This is a genomic window from Rhodopseudomonas infernalis (genome assembly GCF_022271405.1).
Classification (GTDB): Bacteria; Pseudomonadota; Alphaproteobacteria; order Rhizobiales; family Xanthobacteraceae; genus Rhodopseudomonas; species Rhodopseudomonas infernalis.
Genome location: NZ_JAJNAL010000025.1, coordinates 1 through 14746 on the forward strand (window position 1 = coordinate 1; position 14746 = coordinate 14746).

The window sequence follows — 14746 nt, forward strand, 5'->3', positions numbered from 1 at the left end:
TCCCGCGAACCGTGACGATCGCGTGTCGCCCCTCTCCTTGGGACGGGATGAAGGGACTATAGTCCTTATAGGAATATTGTCAAGAGCGATTGTCGATAGTCTGTAGCCCGGATGGAGCGAAGCGTAATCCGGGGAGCGTTGTCGATGCCGTCCCGGATTTCGCTTCGCTTCATCCGGGCTTCTGTAACGGGCCTTCGTTAGTCAATCCCTTTTGCTTGGTCCTTTCGCCGGCGACTTGCTTCTGTCCGGGATCGGCGCTGTGGCCGTCACCTTTAGGGGTGCGTAAGAGGAGCCAGCCGGCCAATCTACGGAAGCGTGGTTGTGAACCGACTTCCCGGATGGCGGCCTGACCGGATCCATCGTCCCGGCGAGGGGACCTCGCTCAAGAATGGCCTGGTGTCGTGGCCTTCCCGAACTCGATTGTTGCTCCTCGTCAGGCCAAGGCCAGCTTGGCGTTGGGATTGAACGGTTTGGCGTCGGCGAGCATCCGGTGCAGCACGACCGCCAGCTTACGCGCCAGCGCCACCTTGGCCTTGCGCAGGCCGGCGCGCCTGGCGATCCGCGTCGCCCAGCTCTTCAGCTCGGTGCAATTCTTGATCGGCTTCGTCAGCATGATGTGCGCGGCCTGATACAGCGCCTCGCGCACCGAAGCGTCGCCGATCTTGGTGATGCGCCCGGTGTAGTCGGTCTGCCCCGATTGATATTTCTTCGGCGTCAGCCCGAAGTGAGCACCGGCCGCTTTCGAAGACTTGAACCGAGCGGGATCATCGATCGCATTGGCGTAGGTGAGCGCCACGATCGGACCGACCGACGGCGTCGTCATCAGCAGGCGGGCCTGCGGCTGCGCCTTGGCGAGCCGCAGCACCTGCTTGTCCAGCCCTTTGAACTCGCGCAGCAGCACGGCATGCACCGCCAGCAGCGCCTTGGCGATCGAAGCCAGCGCGGCGTGGCCGTTCGTGAGTTCTTCGATTCGAGCCGCAAAGCTTCGCTCGGTCGTCTTGCCGACCTTCAGGCCGAAGCCGCGCAGCACCCCACGCAGGCTGTTCTCGACGTCGAGCAGCTTGGTCTGCACCAGCTTGCGCGCCGTCAGCACAGCGCGCACCTCCTGCGCTTCGATCGACTTGCAATGCACCGGCCGGAACCAACCGAGCCGCATCAGCTGCGCGATCGCGCGAGCGTCGTTGCGATCGGTCTTCACCGACATCGCCTTGAACGCATCGCGGACGTGACGCGTCTCGAGCAATTCGACCGCCAGCCCGGCCTCGCGCAACGCTGCGTATAGCCACTGCGACAGAGGCCCAGCCTCCAGCCCGATCCGCTCCAGCGGCATCGCCAGCGAACCGAACCAGGCGATCAGCGCTGCAGGCTCGCTCGCCACCTTCGCTTCCCGCACGATCCGCCCCGTCCCGTCGACGACACAGACCGCAGACTGTTCCAAAGAGACTTCGATTCCGGCATAGTGGTGCATGGTCGTTCCTCGATGATGCTTGGAGCGGGCTCGCCCGACTCCGTTGATTGACACCATCAGTTTGAGGGACGACCACCCTTCCGCCAATTCGCCAAGCTACCTGCTCGGCCTGGCCGGCCCGTTACCCCATCTACTGACGGAGTCAGTGCTCGCGTCGCCCTCACCCCCGCCCTCTCCCGCACGCGGGAGAGGGAGCGCGCTGCGATGCGGGGGGGAGTTATCGGAATCGCGGACTGAACGACGGCGATGGGTCACATCGCGTTGAGGCGCGCCTGGTGCTGTCTGGCCAGGTCCTCTTTGCGTTCGCTGTAGCGATCCGTCAGATAGGGGGACACTCCGCGCGTCAGACGGGTGAACTTCACCAGTTCCTCCATCACATCCACGATGCGGTCGTAGTACGATGACGCAAGCATCCTGCCGTGATCGTCGAACTGCTCGTAGGCCTTGGCGACCGACGACTGGTTCGGGATGGTGATCATCCGCATCCACCGCCCGAGCACGCGCATCTGATTGACCGCATTGAACGACTGCGAGCCGCCGCTGACCTGCATGACCGCCAGCGTCTTGTCCTGCGTCGGCCGAACCGCGCCGAGCGACAGCGGGATCCAGTCGATCTGAGTTTTCATGATGCCGGTCATGGCGCCGTGCCGCTCCGGGCTGCACCAAACCTGCCCTTCCGACCAGGTCACCAGGTCGCGCAATTCCTGCACCTTCGGATGATCCGCCGGCGCACCGTCCGGCAAGGGCAGGCCCGCGGGATCAAACACGCGCGCCTCCGCGCCGAAGGCCTGCAAAAGACGCGCTGCCTCCATCGTGGCAAACCGACTGAACGACCGCTCGCGCAAAGAGCCGTAGAGTAACAAGATCCGCGGACGATGTTGCGCGTGATCGCCAAGACGCGCCGGATCCGGCGTTGTGAAGGCGTTTGGAATGATGTGCGGAAGGTCTGCTGGATCGGTCATCGGGCTCCAGAAAGGTCGGTTGAACACAGCGACATTCTACTTGATCCGCGCTTATAATTCAATTATTCATGAATCATGGAAACACAACACGCGCTGAACGCCCTCTCCGCTCTGTCGCAGGAAACTCGCCTGGCGGTGTTTCGCATGCTGGTTCGTCGCGAGCCGGACGGCGTGGCGGCCGGCGATCTCGCCAAGGCGATCGGCGTGCCTGCCAACTCGATGTCGGTACATCTCGGCGTGCTGAGCCATGCCGGGCTCGTCACCTCCGAGCGTCGAAGCCGGTCGATCATCTATCGCGCCAACCTGGCCCGGTTCCGCGACCTGATGCTGTTCATGCTGAAGGACTGCTGCGACGGCCGAAGCGAGATCTGCGCACCGCTGATTGCGGACCTCACCACTCCCTGCTGCCCTTCGAAGGACTCCGTCGATGCCTGATCGCGTCTTCAACGTGCTGTTTCTTTGCACCGGAAACTCCGCCCGCTCGATCCTCGCCGAGAGTATCCTGCGCAAAGACGGTGGCGGCAAATTCAACGCCTTCTCGGCTGGCAGCCAGCCGAAGGGCGCGGTCAACCCGATCGCCCTCAAGGTGCTTGCCGAGAGCGGCTACCCGACCGCCGGCCTGCGTTCGAAGAGTTGGCTCGAATACGCGGAAGCTGACGCGCCGGTGATGGATTTCGTGTTCACGGTCTGCGACAACGCCGCCGGCGAAGCCTGCCCGGTGTGGCCTGGGCAGCCGATGACGGCGCATTGGGGGATCGAAGACCCTGCTGCGGTCGATGGCTTGGATCTCGATAAAGAGCGCGCGTTCTATCAGGCGTTTCGCTACCTCAAGAACCGCATCGGTGCGTTCACGGCACTGCCGATCAATCGTCTCGACGGCGTCGCGCTCGGGACCAAACTGCGGGAGATCGGTCACCTCGACGGGGCCAGCCACGGCCGTCCGGAGGTGGCGTGATGGACGTCGTAATCTATCACAATCCCGCCTGCGGCACCTCGCGCAACACGCTCGGCCTGATCCGCAATGCCGGCATCGAACCACACGTCATCGAGTATCTCAAATGCCCGCCCAACCGCGCCCTGCTGCAGCAGTTGATCGCGCGCGCCGGTCTCACGCCGCGGCAGGCGCTGCGCGAGAAGGGCACGCCATTCGCGGAGCTGAAGCTGGATGATCCGTCGCTCAGCGACGGCGACCTGCTCGACGCGATGATCGCGCATCCGATCCTGATCAACCGTCCCCTCGTGGTGACGCCGAAGGGCGTGCGGCTGTGTCGGCCTTCGGAAGAGGTGATCGACCTGTTGCCGCCGCAGCGCGGAGAGTTCTTCAAGGAAGACGGCGAGCAGGTGGTCGACGCCAGCGGCCGGCGCGTGGCGACCGCTTAGATCTCGACGCCGTAATCACGAGCCGAAGGTCGGCGCCGCACGACGACAGCCCGCAATTCGGCGCCCGCAACGAGGTGGATTGCTTCGTCGCTTCGCTCCTCGCAATGACGCAGAGGGTCAAGCAATCGACCCGCTCTCTGGCTGGAAAGTAGACTCTTATGTCCACCTTCGAACGCTATCTCACCCTCTGGGTCGCGCTGTGTATCGTCGTCGGCATCGGACTCGGGCACGTCATGCCGGGCGTCTTCCATGCAATCGGCGCCGCCGAGATCGCCAAGGTCAACCTGCCGGTCGCGGCGCTGATATGGCTGATGATCATTCCGATGCTGGTGAAGATCGACTTCGCCGCATTGACCCGCGTGCGGGAGCACTGGCGCGGCATCGGCGTGACGCTGTTCATCAACTGGGCCGTGAAGCCGTTCTCGATGGCGGCGCTGGCCTGGCTGTTCGTCGGCTGGCTGTTCCGCTCCTACTTGCCGGCGGATCAGATCAATTCCTACATCGCGGGCCTGATCATCCTCGCCGCCGCGCCCTGCACCGCAATGGTTTTCGTCTGGTCGAACCTGACCAAAGGCGAGCCGCATTTCACGCTGAGCCAGGTGGCGCTCAACGACACCATCATGGTGTTCGCGTTCGCGCCGATCGTCGGCCTGCTGCTCGGCCTGTCGGCCATCACCGTGCCGTGGGACACGCTGGTGCTGTCGGTGGTGCTGTACATCGTGGTGCCGGTGCTGATCGCACAGCTGCTGCGGCGGCAGGTGCTGGCGAGCGGCGGCGACGCGGGATTGCAGCGGCTGCTCGGCGTGTTCCAGCCGCTGTCGCTGGCGGCGCTGCTGGCGACGCTGGTGCTACTGTTCGGCTTCCAGGGCGAACAGATCATCAGGCAGCCACTGGTGATCGCCCTGCTCGCGGTGCCGATCCTGATCCAGGTGTATTTCAATGCAGGCCTGGCCTATCTGCTCAACCGCTTCGCCGGCGAACAGCATTGCGTCGCCGGACCTTCGGCGCTGATCGCCGCCAGCAACTTCTTCGAACTGGCGGTGGCAGCCGCGATCAGCCTGTTCGGGTTTGAGTCCGGCGCGGCGCTGGCCACGGTGGTCGGCGTTCTGATCGAGGTCCCGGTGATGCTCACAGTGGTGTGGATCGTGAACCGCAGCCGCGGCTGGTACGACGCCCCCACGGCTGCGGCACACCGCGCGACCGAGCCGGCGCCCCGATCCGGAATGCCGGGCGCATAGACGCGAGGCGGTGGAAGCGAAACTGGAGGTAATATAGGAAGGGTAACCCGGCTGCGCGTTTCCGCGGCACGCCGGCTGCCGATCCGATCGCGGCTCCGGAAGCGAGGAATGATTGGCGCTTTGGCTCGTCTTGCAGTAAACGTTCCCGACCTCCCATCATCGCCTGCCGCTTGCGGCCGCGGATTGTCTCGGCTCGACTCGAGCCGTCGGGATTTCCCATTCGGCGTTATCGCCCAGAAGGTTGCCTGCCCGTGCCATTTTCGTCTTCCCCCCCGCCGCTCGCCCGAGCTCTGGCGGAGCGCAATTATTCCGAGGCGACGCCGGTGCAGAGCGCCGTGCTGGCGCCGGACGCCGCCGGGCGCGACCTGCTGGTTTCGGCGCAGACCGGCTCCGGCAAGACCGTCGCCTACGGCCTCGCCATCGCCCGCGACCTTCTCGGCGACGCCGAGCGCTTCGAACGCGCCGCCGCGCCGCTGGCGCTGATCGTGGCGCCGACCCGCGAGCTGGCCCTGCAGGTGCACCGCGAACTCGGCTGGCTGTATGGCGAGGCCGGCGCGCGCGTCGTGTCCTGCGTCGGCGGCATGGATCCGCGCCGCGAGCAGCGCGAGCTGGAAGCAGGCGCGCATATCGTGGTCGGCACGCCCGGCCGGTTGTGCGACCATCTGCGCCGCCACCGGCTCGACGTCTCCGAGCTGAAAGCGGTCGTGCTCGACGAGGCCGACGAGATGCTCGATCTCGGCTTCCGCGAGGACATGGAGTTCATCCTCAAGACCACGCCGGAGAGCCGCCGCACGCTGCTGTTCAGCGCGACGCTGCCGCGCACGATCATCACCCTGGCCAAAACCTATCAGCACGACGCCTTCCGGATCGAAGTCGCCGGCACCGACGGCGGCCACGCCGATATCGAATATCGCGCCATCCGGATCGCGCCGAGCGACGCCGAGCACGCCGTGGTCAACACGCTGCGCTACGTCGAGTCGCCGACCGCGATCGTGTTCTGCGCCACGCGCAGCGGCGTGACGCATCTGCAGACCGCGCTGCTCGAGCGCGGCTTCTCGGTGGTGGCGCTATCCGGCGAACTCACCCAGAACGAACGCACCAATGCGCTGAACGCGCTGCGCGACGGCCGCGCCCGCGTCTGCGTCGCCACCGACGTCGCGGCGCGCGGCATCGACCTGCCCAATCTCGGCCTGGTGATTCATGCCGATCTGCCGAACGATCCTGAAGTGATGCAGCATCGCTCCGGCCGCACCGGGCGCGCCGGCAAGAAGGGCATCAGCGTGTTGCTGGTCCCGCCGGCACGTCGGCGGCGCGCCGAGACGCTGCTCAATCTCGCCGGCATCGACGCGGTGTGGGGCACCGCGCCGCAGGCCGAGGAGATCCGCGCGCTCGATCAGCAGCGCATGCTGCAGGACGAACTGTTCACCGAAGAAGCCAGCCCCGACGATCAGGCGATGGCGCAGACGCTGCTCGCGGAGCGCGGCGCCGAACAGATCGCGGTGGCGCTGGCGCGGCTGTATCGCGCCCGGCTGCCGGCCCCCGAAGACATTCTCGATCCGGGCGAACGCTCGGCCCGCGGCCGCGACGATCGTGCTGCGCGCGCACCGCGTGAGGAACGCGATTATGGTCCGCGCGACAAGGGGCCGCGAGCACGCTCGGGTAAAGCCGGCGAGAAGCACAGCATGGCCGACGGCGTGTGGTTTCGCGCCGCGATCGGCAAGCGCAAGAATGCCGAGGCGCGCTGGCTGCTGCCGATGATCTGCCGCCGCGGCGGCATCACCCGGCAGGACATCGGGGCGATCCGCATTCTCGATACGACGACCGAGTTCGAAATCTCGGCGGCGGCCGCGGTCGATTTTGCCGCGCAGATCAAGCGGCCCGACAAGGACGACAACATCCGCATCGAGCCGCTGATCGGCGCCAAGCCGATCGAGGAGCGCCCCGAGCGCCCGGCCGCGAAGGCCTCGCACGAGACGAAGGCGCCGTACGAGCGCAAATCCGAGCGCGCGACGCGCCACAGCAAGCGACCGGATTCGTGGTCGCCGCAAATCGAGCCGCTGGCCGATCCGCGCCGCGACGATCGACCGCGTAGCAAGAGCTTCGACGATCAGCGCGCGCCGCGCGGCAAGGATGCGGGCTTCAAGGACGCCGGCTTCCGTGCCGGCAACGACGGGCTGAAGAAGAAGGACGGCTTCAAGAAGGACAGCTTCACGCCGGAGGGGTTCAAGAAGAAGCCGAAGTCACGCGACGACAAGCCGGCCTATGTCAGCAAGGCGCGCCGCGCCGATCCGTCGGCCAAGAGCCCGAGCTTCAAGAAAAAGGCGAAGACCAAGTTCCGCGGCTGAGCGCGCGGAATTCACGTCGCGGAAGATACACGGAGGGTGGGCAAAGGCGCGCAGCGCCGTGCCCACCCCAATCCTCGACAAACTACGCGTGGGCACGCTTCGCTTTGCCCACCCTACGACGACTGGCGATGCCCCCGTTGTTCGGTGGCACCCACCATCCACAGCGCGGCGCGCTGGCTTAGGCCGCCTTGCGCTTGCGCGAGTTGGTCTTCTTCGCGGCGGGCTTCGGCGCGGCGGTCTTGACGGTGGCGATCTGGGTCAGGGACTGCGTGAGCAACTCGCGCTGGGCGCTCAGCCAGAACGCATCGGCATTGCCCTCGGGCCGGCCGGCCTCGTTCCACATGTGATAGGCGCGCTCGCGGATGGCTTGGTCCATGTCCTGCATTGGAAACTCCTGTTGCGTTGCGGCGACGATGCCGCGACGCGGTTAACAAATCACCAATCGCAGCGCGGCCCGCACGCAAGTGATTAGTCCGCGATGATTTCGATCAAATGATATGCGCGCCCGCCCGATCACCACAACTCACTCGGCCCGGGGCTGTCTGCGCGGGCATCCCGGCCCGCCATATCAACGGCGTAAATCCGATCCACGCTGTCGCCGCAGGATCAGGCCGCGTGGAGAGCAGGAATGCAACGGTTGAACGTGGTCGTCGTGGCGGCCGTGCTGCTCGCCTCGACAGCGCCGGCCTCTGCCGATCCGGCGCTGTCGCTTCCGATCGCCTGCACGGTCGGCCGCGATTGCTACATCCAGAACTACGTCGATCACGATAGCACCGCCGGCTCGCAGGACTATCATTGTGGCCCCCGCACCTACGACACGCACAACGGCACCGACTTTCGACTGCCCGACACGGCCACGCAGCGGCGCGGCGTTGCGGTGCTGGCGGTCGCCGATGGTGTCGTCGAACGAACCCCGGATTCGATGGCCGACATCTCCACCCAGACCACCGGCCGCGCGGCGGTGCGTGGCAAGGAGTGCGGCAACGGGCTCGTCATTCGCCATGCCGACGGGTGGACATCGCAATACTGCCACCTCGCCCACACCAGTCTCGTCGTCAAACCGGGGCAACAAGTGAAGTCGGGAGACAAGCTCGGCCAGGTCGGGCTGTCGGGCGATACCGAGTTTCCGCATGTTCACGTCAGCATCCGCAAGGACGGCAAGATCGTCGATCCGTTCGCCTACCCGGACAGCGCGAGCTGCGGTCCTGGGCAGTCGCTCTGGCAGCCGGCGCTGCAGCCGCAGCTGCAATATCGCCCCACCGAAGTGCTCAATGTCGGCTTCTCGTCGCAGACCGTCACCATGGAGTCGATCGAACAGGGGCAGTCCAACGAGCTCTCCAAAGACGGCCCGATCATCGCCTATGCCCGAACCATCGGCCTGCGCGCCGGCGACGTGCAATCGTTGAAGGTGACGTTGCCGGACGGCAAGACCCTGGTGGAGCGGACCTTCCCGCCGTCGGAAGGCAACAAGGCCCAGGCCTTCATCGCGCTCGGCAAGCGCAACGCCGCCGTCACCGGCCGCCTCAGCGCGACCTACACCATCACCCGCGACGGCGCGGACGTGCTGCAGCGCAGTTTCGACGCCGACTTGAACTAGTCGAGGGGAGCTACCCCGTCCCCCTCTTGCGTCATTCCGGGTCTACGCCGCTGCGCAGCGCATTCCGGAATGACGCACAGGCTGGTTCCGGCTGGTGAGTGATGGCGGTGAGCCCGCTGGAGTTCGGATCAAGCGAAGCGAAATCCATGGATCGGCGGGCGTAACAGGCGCAAGGTGGAGCGATCGACGCCGGGCTGCGGCCGTGAGTCGTCGATGCGATGCCGATCGAACCGATCGCCGCCAAGTTACGTCCCGTTTCACATCCAACAGGAGACCGCTATGGCCAAGGGCGAGCAAAAGGGTAATCGCGAAGTCAAGAAACCCAAGAAGGAAAAGGTCAAAACAATCGCCGCCGCGCCGAGCCAGAAGACCGGCGGCTGGCAGCCGACCCAGGGTGGGACCGGCAAGAAGAAATAGCAGACGAGGTCGAGGCAATCAGGTCAGGGACGGATTCGCTTGCGACTTCTTGCTCGTCATTCCGGGGCGCGTCGCAAAGCGACGCGAACCCGGAATCTGTATTCACGGGTGAACGGAGCGATATCCGGGAGTCGGAAGCGCTTCGACGAGACTCCCGGGTGTCGCTTCGCTCACCCGGGCTGCGCTCGCTAGGGCTGCAAGCTGGCGTCATCCGACCCGCACGGTGAATTCGTTGCCGCGGCCTTCGTCGATGTCGAGCGACTGGGAGAAGTAACCGTTGGCGGGCGTGCGGACGTAGTCGAGATAGTCCTGCGCGAAGGCGTTCTCCCCGAGGATCACGGCGCCGGGCGTCAGCCGTGGCTCGATCAGTTTGAGCATCGGCAGGTACAGCGAAAACGCGCCGTCGATCGATAGAACATCGACCTCGCCGCCGATATCCTTGAGCGTTTCGAGCGCATCGCCCTGGCGGATCTCCACCAGATCGGCAAGCCCGGCCGCTTCGAGGTGAGCCCGCGCCCGCGTCACCTTGGTAGGTTGCAACTCGGAGCCGATCAGCTGTCCGCCGCCATTGTCGCGCAGCGCAGCCGCAAGGTAGATCGTCGAGACCCCCATCGACGTGCCGAACTCGACGATCCGGGTCGCCCTGCGGGCGCGCACCATTGCGTAGAGGAAGCGGCCATAGGCCGGAGAGATCGCCAGGAAATGATCGGCGTGATCCCGATACATCGTTCCGTAGTTCGCCCGCTCCTCGTCGATGAATTTGGCGGCCGCATCCTTCAGCGTTGCGCCGGCCGCCTCGACCTTCGCCATCATCTCGGCCATCAGGCCGCGATCGGCCGCTTCGGCATCGGCGTGGAGTTTGTCGAGCGTCTCTGCGACGCGCTTGCTGCTCAGTGACGTCATGAAAGTCCCTTTCGGTGATGCCGTGACCGTTTCGGCCTCGACTATCCGTGTGCGTAAAGGGACGTCGTCCTGGCGTCATTCCGAAGTCTGGACAAATTGTTATCCAGTTACGCCAGACCGCATGGTAGATTGAACGATGCCCATCCTTACAGACAGCTCCTCTGCGTCCGACTGGACCGAACCCGACGAGGTCGCGCGCCCGGTCGTTACCTACGGGATGGAATCGAACAGGATCAGCTCGTTCGAGCTCGACCCGCACTGCCATGCCAAAAGCCAGATCATGCTGGTGCAGCGCGGCGCGCTGAGTTGCCGGGTGGAGGGCGGGCTGTGGATCGTCCCGCCGCGTAGCGCGGTCTGGATCCCAAGCGGCGCGATGCATGCCATCACGGCGACCGGCACGCTCGAAGGCTACAGTGCGTTCGTCGCCGCCGACATCGATGCAGGGCTACCGCAACGCTGCTGCAGCGTCTCGGTGACGCCGCTGCTCCGCGAACTGCTGTTCCGGGCCGCCCGCCTGCCGTTGTTGTACGACGAGGGCGGCGTGAATTCGCGATTGATCGCGGTGTTGCTCGACGAGATCGCGGCTGCCGAGATCGAGGACCTGCATCTGCCGATGCCGGTCGATCCGCGGCTGCGCACCCTGGCCGACCTGATGATGACCGCGCCCGCCGACCGCGGCTCGCTGCAGGGCTGGGCGGAGCGCGCCGGGATGAGCGAGCGGACGCTGGGGCGGCTGATCAGCCGCGAGACCGGAATGAGCTTCGGGCGCTGGCGGCAACAACTCGGCGTCATGCTCGCCGTGCAGTGGCTGGCCGGCGGCGCCTCGATCCAGCAGGTGGCCGCAGACCTCGGCTACGAAAGCGTGCCGAGCTTCGTCACCATGTTCCGCAAGACGCTGGGCACGTCCCCGGGCCGCTACATGGCGGAGCGCTACGCGGGAAGAAGTGCGGGGTGATAGGCGAGCGTAGTTCGACCGCAGCGACCGGTTTCTGTCGCAACGTGCGGACGGGTGGGCGGACACGTAGGGCGCAGTTCGGTTGGTGAACAGATGGCGGTGCGTTTGGAGGGCCTGACCGCAATAGCGCCCGCCCCTCTTTCGTCATTCCAGGGCGCCCGCACTTGCGGGCGAACCCGGAATCCATAACCACCCGCGTCGCGACAAGGCGTAGGCCGGATGAGCGCAGCGATCCGGGGCGACGCATCTGAATCGAATCCCGGAGATCGCTGCGCTCACCCGCGCTAGGCTGGCCAGCGAGAGCATTGGTGATTGACCACAACGGCCGGCATCCTATTCTAGCTAGACTTCGAGCCAGATAGGTCCACCGAGATGGCCGAGCGCAGCTGGTCAGTGCAGGACGCCAAGAGCCGCTTCAGCGAGGTCATCGAAGCCGCGCGCCAGAGCCCGCAAACCGTGACCAAGCACGGTAAGCCTGCCGTCGTTGTGGTCGACGTCACCGAGTACGAACGCCTGCAGCAACTCGACCGCGCCAGCGCGCCGTCGTTCGCCGATGTGCTGCTGGCCATGCCGCAGGACGATGGCGAATTTTCGCGCGACGCCGTCCGGATGCGCGATCTCAATCTGTGATGTTTCTGATCGACACCGGTATCGACTAGTTCGCAGGGCGGTTAGCCGAAGGCGTAACCCGCCGACAGCCGCAGGGGCTTGTCTCGGCGTAATGGCGGATTACGCTGCGCTAATCCGCCCTACGGGTTGCACGATGATCATAGTCCCTAATAACAATGACCGCTGGCAATTGCTCACGCCGCGCAACATCGCCGTAAGGCGGCTATGGGGATGGGGCTATTCGGTGCAAAAAATACTCGCGGCATCAGAGCCGAAGCCTCGCGAAAGCGCGTCGCTCGTCATTGCGTCGGATTTTGGCGGTGAGCACAAACATGCCACGCATCTCATCTACTGCTACCTTCTCGTGCGTGGTGGTATGCGCGATTGGCTGTCCTCGACAGCGGCTGTTCGCAGACACCTCACCGACACACGTAGAATGGCCTACAAGCGGCTCGATGATCGGTTGCGGCAAAACGCACTTATACCTTTCCTAACCGCAGCTGCGGGACTCGATGGGCATCTCGTAGCAATAGCTATTGATAAGAGAAAGAAGTGGCTATCAACTGCGCCGGGCTCTTCGGATCGATTGCTACGCGAACTGAACCTGAACGCAACCTGGAACGCGCGTGCATTGGAGGGCATGCTCCGAAAAGTCCACATCACGGCGATCCTGCTTTCGCTTTGGTCGCGCCCCCATAGCAACGTCACATGGATCACGGACCAGGACGAATTCGTTGCGAACGATTTGCGTCATGATGATGCTCTCTTAGCCGCTGCGCGGTACTCGTCGTTCTACATCGACCACCCGATGGGCGTCTTTCGCCTCAATACCACGGGGCAAGACGCGGATGCGGGCGACTTTGAAGACATATGCGCTGTTCCGGACTTGGCTGCTGGCATGTTGTCTGACGTTTCGACACGACTTCGAAACAGGGGGGCGGAAGACAGGCTCTGGAAGCTATCTTCGGACCTTCCACCTAAGGCCGAGGTCATCGCCGATTGGTTCTGGGACGACGCCATGGTGCTGCGAAAGACCCTCATCTCGATCGACGTGCATGGTGACAAGTTTGGGGTTCGCAAAGTGTCGATGATGATGCAATCGCCAGACGACCAATCGGCTATCTCTCCAAACGAACCGCTATGATTGCGGGTCTTTAGCCATTCTCTGTAACACTAAAAGTGTATGACCATTCCTTGTTCTTAGGCGCTCGACTGCAAATGGAAAGACAATTCAGAGGAAGCGCACCTTAGGCATGCCTCGCCATACAGCAGAAGCCCCGGAGCATCGCTCCGGGGCTTCGTTTCTGTCAGATGGATGGCCGCGCCTTCGCCCGGCCATGACGCTCTGAGCGAGTAGCAGCAGCCACGCCCTGCGCGACCGCCGCCCTCCCCGCATCAATACCGATAATGATCCGCCTTGAACGGCCCCTCGACCTTGACGCCGATGTAATCCGCCTGGTCCTTGCGCAGTTCGGTCAGCTTGACGCCGATCTTGGCGAGGTGGAGCCGCGCCACCTTCTCGTCCAGCGACTTCGGCAGGACGTAGACTTCCTTCTTGTACTTGCCGTCCTTGTTGTTGGCGAACAGTTCGATCTGCGCCAGCGTCTGGTTGGTGAACGACGCCGACATCACGAAGGAGGGATGGCCGGTGGCGTTGCCGAGGTTGACGAGGCGGCCTTCCGACAGCAGCACGATGCGCTTGCCGTCCGGGAAGGTGATCTCGTCGACCTGCGGCTTGATGTTGTCCCACTTCAGGTTCTTCAGATGCGCGATCTGAATCTCGTTGTCGAAGTGGCCGATGTTGCAAACGATGGCGCGATCCTTCATCGCGCGCATGTGCTCGATGGTGATGATGTCCTTGTTGCCGGTGGCGGTGACGAAGATGTCGGCGCGGGGCGCGGCGTCTTCCATCGTCACCACTTCGTAGCCTTCCATCGCCGCCTGCAGCGCGCAGATCGGATCGACTTCCGACACCATGACGCGGGCGCCGGCCTGGCGCAGCGACGCCGCAGAGCCCTTGCCGACGTCGCCGAAGCCGGCGACCATCGCGACCTTGCCGGACATCATCACGTCGGTGCCGCGGCGGATGCCGTCGACCAGCGATTCACGGCAACCATAGAGGTTGTCGAACTTCGACTTGGTGACCGAGTCGTTGACGTTGATCGCCGGCCACAGCAGCGTGCCGGCCTTCTGCATGTCGTAGAGGCGGTGCACGCCCGTGGTGGTCTCTTCGGAGACGCCCATGATGTTCTTGGCGATCTCGGCGAAGTAACCCTTCGGCTTCTCCTTGAGCTGCTTCTTCAAGAGCGCGAAGAAGATCACTTCCTCGTCGGAGCCGGGCTTATCGAGGAAGGCGGTGTCGCCGTTCTCGGCGCGCAGGCCGAGATGGACGTACATGGTGGCGTCGCCGCCGTCATCGAGGATCATGTTCGGGGTGCCGCCGCCGTGCCAGTCGAACATCCGGGCGGTGTAGGCCCAGTAATCCTCGAGGCTCTCGCCCTTGATGGCGAACACCGGAATTCCGGCAGCGGCGATCGCCGCGGCGGCGTGATCCTGGGTCGAATAGATGTTGCACGACACCCAGCGCACATCGGCGCCGAGCGCCGTCAGCGTCTCGATCAGCACCGCGGTCTGGATCGTCATGTGCAGCGAGCCGGCGATCCGCGCGCCCTTGAGCGGCTGCTTCGGGCCGTATTCCTCGCGCGTCGCCATCAGGCCGGGCATTTCGGTCTCGGCCAGCGAGATCTCCTTGCGGCCGAAATCGGCGAGGCCGATGTCCTTGACGATGTAGTCGGTGAAGGTGGCGGTCATGCGGATGGGTTTCCTGATTTCGGTGTCAGACGAACTGAGCACTACAAACTAATTGGGGCAC

General features: G+C 64.5%; 15 protein-coding genes. 10 read left to right on the forward strand and 5 right to left on the reverse strand.

Features of this window, described 5'->3' with window-relative positions; genetic code table 11:
* Positions 1 to 433 precede the first annotated feature (433 nt).
* Both LPW26_RS16630 and arsH read right to left on the reverse strand, forming a co-directional pair.
* Positions 434 to 1468, reverse strand: a complete 1035-nt coding sequence (locus LPW26_RS16630; RefSeq protein ID WP_238736594.1) for an IS110 family RNA-guided transposase — start codon at positions 1466 to 1468, stop codon at positions 434 to 436.
* 251 nt (positions 1469 to 1719) lie between these two features.
* Positions 1720 to 2430 (reverse strand): arsenical resistance protein ArsH, encoded by a 711-nt coding sequence (gene arsH, locus LPW26_RS16635; protein WP_238736595.1) that lies wholly within the window; start codon positions 2428 to 2430, stop codon positions 1720 to 1722.
* 75 nt (positions 2431 to 2505) lie between these two features.
* Here arsH and LPW26_RS16640 point away from each other — a divergent pair, with 75 nt between their 5' ends.
* The 5 genes from LPW26_RS16640 (at position 2506) to LPW26_RS16660 (ending at position 7393) form a co-directional block, all read left to right on the forward strand.
* The gene (locus LPW26_RS16640) at positions 2506 to 2865 is read left to right on the forward strand and encodes an ArsR/SmtB family transcription factor (RefSeq protein ID WP_238736596.1); all 360 of its coding nucleotides are present in this window, start codon (positions 2506 to 2508) and stop codon (positions 2863 to 2865) included.
* Positions 2858 to 3385 (forward strand): arsenate reductase ArsC, encoded by a 528-nt coding sequence (locus tag LPW26_RS16645; protein WP_238736597.1) that lies wholly within the window; start codon positions 2858 to 2860, stop codon positions 3383 to 3385. The genes LPW26_RS16640 and LPW26_RS16645 overlap by 8 nt, the downstream gene beginning before the upstream one ends.
* On the forward strand, positions 3385 to 3810 hold the full coding sequence (arsC, locus tag LPW26_RS16650; protein WP_238736598.1) for an arsenate reductase (glutaredoxin): 426 nt from the start codon (positions 3385 to 3387) through the stop codon (positions 3808 to 3810). Before LPW26_RS16645 ends, arsC begins: the two co-directional genes overlap by 1 nt.
* A gap of 158 nt (positions 3811 to 3968) precedes the next feature.
* Positions 3969 to 5048 (forward strand): ACR3 family arsenite efflux transporter, encoded by a 1080-nt coding sequence (gene arsB / locus LPW26_RS16655; protein WP_238736599.1) that lies wholly within the window; start codon positions 3969 to 3971, stop codon positions 5046 to 5048.
* Between the two features lie 251 nt (positions 5049 to 5299).
* On the forward strand, positions 5300 to 7393 hold the full coding sequence (locus tag LPW26_RS16660; RefSeq protein ID WP_238736600.1) for a DEAD/DEAH box helicase: 2094 nt from the start codon (positions 5300 to 5302) through the stop codon (positions 7391 to 7393).
* A gap of 178 nt (positions 7394 to 7571) precedes the next feature.
* Here the strand turns inward: LPW26_RS16660 and LPW26_RS16665 are convergent, their stop codons facing one another.
* Entirely contained in the window at positions 7572 to 7778 is a 207-nt protein-coding gene (locus LPW26_RS16665; RefSeq protein WP_238736601.1) for a DUF2934 domain-containing protein, read from the reverse strand.
* Positions 7779 to 8021: 243 nt separating this feature from the next.
* Here LPW26_RS16665 and LPW26_RS16670 point away from each other — a divergent pair, with 243 nt between their 5' ends.
* Together LPW26_RS16670 and LPW26_RS16675 are read left to right on the forward strand one after the other, a co-directional pair.
* The gene (locus tag LPW26_RS16670; protein ID WP_238736602.1) at positions 8022 to 8990 is read left to right on the forward strand and encodes a M23 family metallopeptidase; all 969 of its coding nucleotides are present in this window, start codon (positions 8022 to 8024) and stop codon (positions 8988 to 8990) included.
* A 279-nt stretch (positions 8991 to 9269) separates the two neighbouring features.
* Complete coding sequence (locus tag LPW26_RS16675) at positions 9270 to 9407, forward strand: hypothetical protein (RefSeq protein WP_238736603.1); 138 nt, start codon at positions 9270 to 9272, stop codon at positions 9405 to 9407.
* A gap of 207 nt (positions 9408 to 9614) precedes the next feature.
* Here the strand turns inward: LPW26_RS16675 and LPW26_RS16680 are convergent, their stop codons facing one another.
* The gene (locus tag LPW26_RS16680) at positions 9615 to 10310 is read right to left on the reverse strand and encodes an O-methyltransferase (RefSeq protein WP_238736604.1); all 696 of its coding nucleotides are present in this window, start codon (positions 10308 to 10310) and stop codon (positions 9615 to 9617) included.
* A 136-nt stretch (positions 10311 to 10446) separates the two neighbouring features.
* On the opposite strand from LPW26_RS16680, the gene LPW26_RS16685 reads away from it, so the two are divergent.
* The 3 genes from LPW26_RS16685 (at position 10447) to LPW26_RS16695 (ending at position 13018) form a co-directional block, all read left to right on the forward strand.
* The gene (locus LPW26_RS16685) at positions 10447 to 11265 is read left to right on the forward strand and encodes an AraC family transcriptional regulator (protein ID WP_238736605.1); all 819 of its coding nucleotides are present in this window, start codon (positions 10447 to 10449) and stop codon (positions 11263 to 11265) included.
* Between the two features lie 372 nt (positions 11266 to 11637).
* Positions 11638 to 11895 carry a type II toxin-antitoxin system Phd/YefM family antitoxin gene (locus LPW26_RS16690; RefSeq protein WP_238736606.1) on the forward strand — a complete coding sequence of 86 codons (258 nt, stop codon included), beginning with the start codon at positions 11638 to 11640 and terminating at the stop codon, positions 11893 to 11895.
* A gap of 133 nt (positions 11896 to 12028) precedes the next feature.
* Positions 12029 to 13018 (forward strand): hypothetical protein, encoded by a 990-nt coding sequence (locus tag LPW26_RS16695; RefSeq protein ID WP_238736607.1) that lies wholly within the window; start codon positions 12029 to 12031, stop codon positions 13016 to 13018.
* Between the two features lie 251 nt (positions 13019 to 13269).
* Here LPW26_RS16695 and ahcY read toward each other — a convergent pair whose 3' ends face one another.
* Complete coding sequence (ahcY, locus tag LPW26_RS16700; protein WP_238736608.1) at positions 13270 to 14685, reverse strand: adenosylhomocysteinase; 1416 nt, start codon at positions 14683 to 14685, stop codon at positions 13270 to 13272.
* Positions 14686 to 14746: the final 61 nt, after the last annotated feature.

Excerpts from the sequence above, each read along its gene's own strand:
- LPW26_RS16670 (WP_238736602.1), top strand. The coding sequence starts at position 8,022 with ATGCAACGGTTGAACGTGGTCGTCGTGGCGGCCGTGCTGCTCGCCTCG.
- LPW26_RS16685 (WP_238736605.1), top strand. The coding sequence starts at position 10,447 with ATGCCCATCCTTACAGACAGCTCCTCTGCGTCCGACTGGACCGAACCC.
- LPW26_RS16695 (WP_238736607.1), top strand. The coding sequence starts at position 12,029 with ATGATCATAGTCCCTAATAACAATGACCGCTGGCAATTGCTCACGCCG.
- arsH (WP_238736595.1), bottom strand. The coding sequence starts at position 2,430 with ATGACCGATCCAGCAGACCTTCCGCACATCATTCCAAACGCCTTCACA.
- ahcY (WP_238736608.1), bottom strand. The coding sequence starts at position 14,685 with ATGACCGCCACCTTCACCGACTACATCGTCAAGGACATCGGCCTCGCC.
- LPW26_RS16665 (WP_238736601.1), bottom strand. The coding sequence starts at position 7,778 with ATGCAGGACATGGACCAAGCCATCCGCGAGCGCGCCTATCACATGTGG.
- LPW26_RS16645 (WP_238736597.1), top strand. The coding sequence starts at position 2,858 with ATGCCTGATCGCGTCTTCAACGTGCTGTTTCTTTGCACCGGAAACTCC.
- arsC (WP_238736598.1), top strand. The coding sequence starts at position 3,385 with ATGGACGTCGTAATCTATCACAATCCCGCCTGCGGCACCTCGCGCAAC.
- LPW26_RS16690 (WP_238736606.1), top strand. The coding sequence starts at position 11,638 with ATGGCCGAGCGCAGCTGGTCAGTGCAGGACGCCAAGAGCCGCTTCAGC.
- LPW26_RS16640 (WP_238736596.1), top strand. The coding sequence starts at position 2,506 with ATGGAAACACAACACGCGCTGAACGCCCTCTCCGCTCTGTCGCAGGAA.
- arsB (WP_238736599.1), top strand. The coding sequence starts at position 3,969 with ATGTCCACCTTCGAACGCTATCTCACCCTCTGGGTCGCGCTGTGTATC.
- LPW26_RS16675 (WP_238736603.1), top strand. The coding sequence starts at position 9,270 with ATGGCCAAGGGCGAGCAAAAGGGTAATCGCGAAGTCAAGAAACCCAAG.
- LPW26_RS16630 (WP_238736594.1), bottom strand. The coding sequence starts at position 1,468 with ATGCACCACTATGCCGGAATCGAAGTCTCTTTGGAACAGTCTGCGGTC.
- LPW26_RS16680 (WP_238736604.1), bottom strand. The coding sequence starts at position 10,310 with ATGACGTCACTGAGCAGCAAGCGCGTCGCAGAGACGCTCGACAAACTC.